Raw genomic sequence first — 4377 nt, forward strand, 5'->3', positions numbered from 1 at the left:
GAGCTTGCCAAGTCCCTTGATGTCGGGCTGCCCCTTGCGGGAGATGACCGGCAGGATCCCGCGCCTGCGGAGTTCGCGCCGGTTGGGGTTGCTGTCGTAGCCCTTGTCACCGAGGAGGGCGTCGGGGCGCTTGCGGGGATGGCCGACCCGGCCGGCCACCGGCGGTACTCCGTCCACCAAGGCGAGGGTCTGGGTGACGTCGTTCACGTTGGCCGCGGTGGTGATCATGTGGAGCGGGGTGCCGCCACCGTCACAGATCAGGTGGTGTTTGCTGCCTGTCTTGCGGCGGTCGACCGGCGACGGGCCCGTCGCCGGTCCCCTTTTTTCGCGCGTACGTGGGAGGCGTCCACGCACGCGCGGCTCCAGTCCAGTTCGCCAGCCGCGTTGAGCTCGGCGAGCAGTATCCGGTGCAGCCGGTCGAAGACGTCGGCCTCCTGCCAGCGCTCCAGGCGCCGCCAGCATGTCTGGCCTGAGCCGAAGCCCAGCTCCAGGGGCAGCTGCTGCCACGGGATCCCGGTGTAGAGAATGAAGAGGATGCCCTGCAGGCAGAGCCGGTCCGACACGGGCTTCGGTCCCGGTGACCGCTCGGGCCAGGCCGGCAGGACCGGCTCGATCATCGCCCACAACTCGTCATCCACGGCCCACGGCTTGGTGCTCACGCCATCACGAACAGCTCAATCGTCGTACCGGTTACGGCCGACCTGCACCGATTCACAAGATCGTGTTACGAGCTCTTAGGGAGTCCCCAGTGGCAATCCAGCGAGCTTTTAACGAACGCCAAAATAAAATTAAGGCTCTGTCGGGTTTCACTGTCGACTGGCGTCGGCGCCCGGAAGGCATCCGATTCGAATTGGTGGAGGTATTTTGCGAACAAAATTGGCCACGTTAGTAGGGGTGCTTGCGTTATCTCTCTTGGCTGCATCACCGGCCGATGCGGCGGGGGTGTCGGGCGGCGAAGAGGTGGGCTCCTCCGGATTTAAGATATCAGGCCAGACGAAAGCCGAAGGAGTCAGCCTCCTGGAGGGTGAATTCACTTACGCGGGAACCTTCACCGACGAGCCCTCGGTGACAATCGGCCAGGACAGGATAGATAGCTACTCGCTCAAGCGGGGGGACTCGCCCGAGCTGTTCCTGACCTACAAGGTGGGTGGCCCGATTGACGGCTACTGGATAAAGGCCAGATTCAAGATGCCCTACCTGGGCAGCAACGTCGCTACGTGCGAAGTGTATGAGGGGAAGCCCGGGCGGGAGAGCTCGCGAACGAGAAACGTTTCCCCTTACCACTGCGAATGGTCGAATACCAAAAGTGGGTTGAGCGACACCGCCCGGCCGCTGCTGACAGTGAAGGAGGCGCCGAGGGAGGAGAGGGACTGGAGGATCTCGGAGCTTCTCGCGAAGTACTGTCAGGCCCCGTCCGAAAAGTGTCTATATGATCTAGATGGAAGGAAACTCGGGCTTGGCGCGGAGATCCCCGCATCGGGCACCCAGACAAACACCACGGACCGCGATGAGACATACAATATGACATCGTCGGCGATCGACACGGCCACTACGAGCTTCAGCATTTCTGCTTCGGTTCAGCTCGGAGTGGAGAACGTTGTGAGTGCAACCCTGTCAGCCACCTACGGGCTGCAGTGGACCCATTCCGAGATATTTAGCGAGACTAGGGGTGTGACAGTCCCTCCAAAGTCGGTCGTCTGGCTGAACTACCAGCCTCCCACTCAGGAGCTGGACGGGCGCTTCTATGTAGGGGACGAAAAGAGCAAGAATGCAGCCGTCCAGATCCAGGGAAAGCTGAAGGGTCCGAATGTCAATCCCGACGGATGGGGGAATCTTATTTCATATTCTTGCCCTATCGATAAATTCGACTATGACAGTCGGAAATGTAGGGTACCGGCCTCGGCAAAGGTCATCGCCGAGGTTTCTCTCAGCGGTGTGGTTCGCCCCGTCGGCGGCTGAAGGAGATCCACGGCCACTGCCGCGCTTGCCGGGTACCTGGCCGCACGGTCGTGTGTCGGGCCGTGCCGTTCCCCTGACCCTAGTAGATTGTCTCGGCTAAGTTATTGGATATAGCCTCGATCTTGCATGACGGCCCGTCAGCTTGGCTGGCGGGCCGTTTTTGCTTGTCCGGGCGCGGTGTTTCTTCCTGTGGGCCTGGTGAGTGCCCGGCTCCCGCGCCGGGTAAGCGCCGGGTTCCACGGCTCCGGAAGTGGTCGGGTGTGAGCTTCCCCCGCTGTGCAGGAGGTTCTAATTACCTGGTCAGGGAGGGTGTGGGTGGTTCAACGGCCATTGTTTCGAGAAGTTCTCCGCGAGGGCGTTGTCAAACGAGTCGCCCACGCTTCCCACGCTCGGCTCGATTCCTGCCTTCAGCATGCGAGTTGTGGGTCGTGTCCCACGTGGTGGTGGAATCTCCGTGCACTGACCTCGCGTCGGAGCGAGGTGCCTGGGTCGAGGTTCGCGGAGTGGCTCGCCCGCACCCTCGCCGCAGGTCGCGGTGAGGGGCGGGGCCATCAGCCGAGGGCCGGACGGCGGCCGCCGGGCCGCTGACCAGGCCCTACTCCAAGATCGCTGCTACACCACTCGGCCAACGTCGCTGCGTTTACCGTCGCGGGCGCGGCGCAAGCCCCTCCTCCATGATCATGACCTCGGCGTGGAAGGTGTAGTTCCGGGCGGCGGCGGGGTGCTTGCCGATGTTGGCGGCGTACTTGCTGGCGCTCTTGAGGCTGCGGGCCTTCATCCGCTGGCGGCGGTGGGCGGGCAGCAGGCTGTCCAGGAGCGCGGCGCAGATCGCTCCGACCAGCGTGGCGGGTCCGGGGCCGGGGAACACGGCTGCGGCGAGCACCACCTGGTCGCGGGCGGTGTCCAGGGCGATGGCGAAGCTGAGGCGGTCCATGTCCAGGCCACTGCTCGTGGCGGCGTCCGCGGCGGCGCGGATGAGGGCCTGGTAGACCGTCAGGATTCCCCAGATCTCCCGGTCCAGGTCGGCGGGGTGGCCGGAGCGCAGGACTCTGCCGTCGAGCAGGGTCGCCTTCAGACTCGCGTAGGCGGTCTCCGCCTGCCCCCGCTCGTGGTAGAGGATCACGAGCTGGTCGGCCGGGTCGCGCACGTGGTCGGGCAGGCTGGTGGCCGGCCGCCACTGCTCGCGGCACTCGGTCCCGCCGGCCAGGGTCGCGGTGATCCAGGCCTCCGCCATCCGAACCGGCAGCTTCCCGTCGCCCAGCCGGGCCAGGTAGGAACCGTCGGGCAGACGCTGCTGGATGGTCGGGCAGCGTCGCGCCGAGGAGCGAACCAGGAACGGCGCCCCGGTGGCCTGGACGTCGCGCAGGAACTCCCATGCGTCGAACCCGGCGTCGGCCAGCATCAGCATCCCGGCCGCCAGACGGCCCGGCAGGCGGGTGGCGTAGACGAGTTCGCCGTCGCTTTCGGGGCCGAACGCGGCCGCCAGCACGGCTCGGGTGCCGGTCTCCACCAGGATCACCAGTCGCGACAGGGGGTAGCCGAACTCGCGCTGTTCGCCGCTGCGCTTGGGGAAGCGGGCGGTGACCGGCTCGCGGTCGGGCAGTTGCAGGCCGGTGCCGTCGAACGCGACGGTTCGCATCCCGCACCAGTGCGCACCGGGTGTGTCTGTCCACGCAACCGCCCCGGACACGGCCTCGAACAGTGCCTTCAGCGGACACGGCCTCGAACAGTGCCTTCAGCGGACGCGGGCCGAGCCGGCGCCGGGCCCGGGACAGGGACGAGGTGTGTGGGGCGACCGGCGCGAGCCTGCCCAGCCCGCCGGTGAGCTTGCCCCACACCGCCCGGTAGGAGCAGTGCTCGAACAGCGCCGACGCGAGCACGAAGTACACCACCACCACCCGGGCCGGCAGCAGCCTGACCCGGTGCTGGACCGCCCGGGTCTCCGACAGCACCGCGTCCACCAGCGCGAAGTCCACGATCTGGGTCAGCTCGCCCAGATGCCCCGGTGCGAACGCCCCTGCCGCTACCGCGACCACCCGGGTGATGACAGACTTCTCCTGCAACGGGACCCCTGTACTTGATCGACTTTCTTCGCCGATCGTTGATCTACAGGCGTCCCGTTGCCTCGCTGAGAAGTCATCTCATTTGGAGAGTCTTCGGAGGCAGATGAGGGCTGCGGCGATGCTGGCGAAGGCGGCGAAGTGGTCGGCCTTGTATTCGTAGCGGCGATGGAGCCGGCGGACGCCGCCGAGCCAGGCCACGGTCCGCTCGATTACCCATCGGTGACGGCCGAGGCGCTGGGAGGACTCGACGCCTCGGCGGGCGATGCGTGCCGGGATCTGCCGTCGTCGCAGGTAGGAGCGGATGAAGCGGTGGTCGTAGGCTTTGTCGCCGTGCAGCTTCCCGGGTCTGCGTCGC

Annotated in this window: 5 protein-coding genes and 1 pseudogene; 1 reads left to right on the forward strand and 5 read right to left on the reverse strand. The window is 66.0% G+C overall.

The annotated features are described in order from the left end of the window. Together AC2TEW_RS38370 and AC2TEW_RS38375 are read right to left on the reverse strand one after the other, a co-directional pair. A partial coding sequence (locus tag AC2TEW_RS38370; protein ID WP_484627744.1) for a transposase occupies positions 1 to 354 on the reverse strand: 354 nt, incomplete at its 3' end. After that, complete coding sequence (locus AC2TEW_RS38375) at positions 258 to 659, reverse strand: transposase (RefSeq protein WP_484627785.1); 402 nt, start codon at positions 657 to 659, stop codon at positions 258 to 260. The genes AC2TEW_RS38370 and AC2TEW_RS38375, both read right to left, overlap by 97 nt. A 253-nt stretch (positions 660 to 912) precedes the next feature. On the opposite strand from AC2TEW_RS38375, the gene AC2TEW_RS38380 reads away from it, so the two are divergent. Beyond that, the gene (locus AC2TEW_RS38380) at positions 913 to 1959 is read left to right on the forward strand and encodes a hypothetical protein (RefSeq protein WP_484627791.1); all 1047 of its coding nucleotides are present in this window, start codon (positions 913 to 915) and stop codon (positions 1957 to 1959) included. Positions 1960 to 2599: 640 nt separating this feature from the next. Here the strand turns inward: AC2TEW_RS38380 and AC2TEW_RS38385 are convergent. The 3 genes and pseudogenes from AC2TEW_RS38385 to AC2TEW_RS38395 form a co-directional block, all read right to left on the reverse strand. Beyond that, complete coding sequence (locus AC2TEW_RS38385; RefSeq protein WP_484627792.1) at positions 2600 to 3598, reverse strand: transposase; 999 nt, start codon at positions 3596 to 3598, stop codon at positions 2600 to 2602. Between the two features lie 142 nt (positions 3599 to 3740). Then, positions 3741 to 3995 (reverse strand): annotated as a pseudogene (locus AC2TEW_RS38390) (transposase domain-containing protein); the annotation flags it as partial. A gap of 105 nt (positions 3996 to 4100) precedes the next feature. After that, positions 4101 to 4377 (reverse strand): transposase (locus AC2TEW_RS38395; protein WP_484627793.1); only part of this gene is annotated, 277 nt, incomplete at its 5' end.

It is taken from the genome of Kitasatospora sp. NEAU-CNBT7 (genome assembly GCF_057220535.1).